This is a genomic window from Butyrivibrio sp. AE3009 (assembly GCF_000420845.1).
Lineage (GTDB): Bacteria > Bacillota > Clostridia > Lachnospirales > Lachnospiraceae > Butyrivibrio.
Map to the genome: position 1 here is coordinate 1 of NZ_ATVS01000088.1, position 2,723 is coordinate 2,723.

A 2,723-nucleotide genomic window follows, 5' to 3' on the forward strand; every position below is an offset into this window, starting at 1 on the left:
TCAGCTTGTGCTTTGCAGACAGTGTTTATTGCAGCGGTTGCTGGCCAGGCATTCTGTTCTGTGGCGATTGGGGCAATAAGCGCCGGAATAGCATACATGAATGGCGCTGATGCTGATGAGATATGGCAGGCTGCATATGATAGTGCTGCTGATGCTTTCTTAGGTGGGACTATAATTGGAGGAGCAGTAGCTGCCATTGCTGGTGGAATTGGGGCGACAGCGTGCTTTTTGGCAGGGACACCGGTTAATGCTGAGAATGGGAAGGTTCCGATAGAGAACGTTAAGCCGGGAGACATGGTGCTTTCAGAGGACCCTGAGACAGGAGATGTAGAATACAAACGAGTTCTTGAGGTGTATATAAATGAATCAACTGAACTTGTTCACCTTATTATAGAGGATGAAGAGATAATAACTACTCCATCACACCCATTTTATGTTAAAAACCTCGGTTTTGTTCCTGCCGGTGAATTAAGTGAACATTCCGTACTTGTGGATTCCGAAGGAAATGAATTACATCTTCAGACTGTGCGCTGGGAGCATCTGCAGAGCCCTATACCTGTTTATAATTTTGCAGTAGAAGATTATCACACATATTTTGTAGGGAATATAGAAGTACTTGTGCATAATATGTGTGAAATGCTACCAGGGATGAATGAGCTATTAAAGGAGGGCTATCATTGTTATCGAGAAGAAATTGGAGTTGATTGCTCGGAAATAGCTGATTATTATTTTAGAAAAGCTGGTAACATTGGTGAGATTTATAGGATAGAGGGCACAAATGGACAGCTAATAAGATGTATGGAATATGGAAGTGTTGAAGAATATTTGTATCATGAAGTCTATTCTTATGGAGGATATATTTTTGACCCAAGATATTCAGATTCGCCTGTGCTAAAGGCAGATTACTTTAGAATATTAAGTGGACTAAATCCAAATGGTTTTCATGTATTTACAAAATGAAATGGAAAGGGATGGCGATGGATAAAAATGAGCAGATAATTTCTGAGATTATTCGTTTTTATTTTGAAGTAGAGTGGATGCGTGTGACAATGTATCATGAAGAGTGCAGATATAGATATATTCCATTCATATCATATAGAATCTATGATGCTTCGAAAATAAAACATAATTATTTGATTAGTGCTTTAGAAGCTTATGAAGGAAAAATGAAGTGGAAAATATTTGTTCATCCCAGAAGTACTAGACAGACATATATTTTATCATTACTGGAAACAAATGAATGGTACGAAAAAATATATAGTGAAGGAACAGAAAGTCTGATTCGTGAAAAACTGATTTCTCAAAATGATTATTTTGGGAATAAACGTTTTACTGAACTTTGTGATAATGCTATAGAGGATATCCCTGCTTTGGCCAGATATATTCAAAGTGCTATGAAGCAATATATCTGATTGCTCGGGTTGGAAGCTATGAAAGATGGGAGACCCTATTAACCAAGGTCGTCCATATCATCTATTTGAGTGATTACACGCGGTTGGCGATACCGGAAAGGTAACAAAGAGTGCAGTTACCGGTAGTGCTGGGGATATCGATTGCTATAGCAGGCTGTCTTATATCTATAACACTCTTGGTAAAGTCGAAAATCTCAATATAGAGATAAAAGAAGGTAATAAGAAGAAGCTAGGCAGCTACAAGTATACCTATGCAAAAGACGGAAAGAATGCGGTAGACACATTCCCGGATGGAAGTTCTAAAAAGTTTGGTTATGACAGCTTAAGGCGCACAGCATCATCAGTATATTCTCCCAAGGCAAAAGCGGATGATTCCAAGAAGCTTTATACGAAGGTCTCTTATGCCGAGGCGGAAGCATCCTCCAAGTCCTATAAAGGAACCCAGAACAGGGTACAGGCATATGTGAATTATGTTGGAAATACCTCAGGTACGTTAGATTCCTCTTTTGAATATACCTATGATGACAGAGGAAATATTTGTGGCATCATCGAAGAATATGATGTTAAACGTAACCGCACAGTGTACAGAATCGGAGGGCAGTACACAAGGGGCTATATCTATGATAGCTTTGGTGAAGTAGTAAAAGCGCAGGAATCATATAGGGATGGCCATACTAAGAACTATTACTATACCTATGATGATGGCGGGAACATTACTGAAGAAGTAGTATGGGACCCTGAAGCCAAAAGGGATATACACAACTATTATGAATATGACCCTGTCTGGAAAGATCAGCTCAAAAAATATAATGGCAAAACGATAGATTATGACAAATGTGGCAATCCTACGCAGTATCTTGATTATCATATGGACTGGGATACCACTAATGGAAGCCTCACTTTTGTTAATGCAAATGGTAAAGAATGCAACTACGTATATCTCAGTGATGGGCAGCGAATCAGCAAGGATGTTGGTGGTGATAAGACTGCATATATCTATAATGCAGGAATGCTCCTTTATGAAGAAACCAAAGACTACAGACTGAACTTCTATTATGATGCTGACGGCCTTGTAACTGAGATAGGCTATCAGACCAAGGATAATGGAAGTTATAGTGATGAGACCAGGTATTTCTATTCAAGAAACGGACAGGGAGACATCATAGCCATCTACAGATGCAAGGATTCAACTCTTGTAGGAACTTATGAATATGACCTCTGGGGCAATCCAGTATCAAAGACTGAGAACGTCTTTACCACTACGATTAAGAAGAAGGAAGTTACCATTCGGGATGAGCAGGGGATTCTTGA

2 protein-coding genes and 1 pseudogene are annotated in these 2,723 nt (G+C 39.3%); all 3 read left to right on the forward strand.

Annotation, left to right across the window (positions count from 1 at the left end; all coding sequences use genetic code 11):
* The coding region (locus G588_RS21915; RefSeq protein ID WP_022780136.1) for a Hedgehog/intein hint domain-containing protein at positions 1 to 960 on the forward strand (960 nt) is incomplete at its 5' end.
* Positions 961 to 977: 17 nt separating this feature from the next.
* Positions 978 to 1,412, forward strand: coding sequence for a hypothetical protein (locus G588_RS0118310; protein ID WP_155830837.1), 435 nt, complete (start codon positions 978 to 980; stop codon positions 1,410 to 1,412).
* A gap of 463 nt (positions 1,413 to 1,875) precedes the next feature.
* A pseudogene (locus tag G588_RS0118315) lies at positions 1,876 to 2,723 on the forward strand (hypothetical protein); the annotation flags it as partial.